The 275-nt window shown below is 47.3% G+C and carries 1 protein-coding gene; it reads right to left on the bottom strand.

The window, feature by feature from the left end; translation table 11 throughout:
* On the bottom strand, nucleotides 1–275 hold a 275-nt coding region (locus tag SB756_RS29835; protein WP_410913188.1), incomplete at both ends, for an acyltransferase family protein.

Below are 275 nucleotides of genomic sequence, written 5' to 3' on the forward strand. Positions count from 1 at the left end.
GTGGGAGAGAATAATATTCATCGGTGATTGCGGCGTATTAGCCATCGAGCTAAACAGGATTTTCAACCCGCCGTAGACTGCAACCCAGACCACAAATGGATAGAGAATACTGCGCACCTTGTTATTAAAAAAAGGACCCAGGCCTTTTCTTAACCCGGCATCGACAAATAAACCTGAAACAAAGAACATCAGCCCCAGCCTTACCGGTGCCAGCATCTCATTTAACAGGCCGCTGAAGGCGGTAAAATGTCCGGCGTTATTATGCACGGCAATAG

The organism is Pseudomonas sp. SIMBA_068 (assembly GCF_046534705.1).
Lineage (GTDB): Bacteria > Pseudomonadota > Gammaproteobacteria > Pseudomonadales > Pseudomonadaceae > Aquipseudomonas > Aquipseudomonas putida.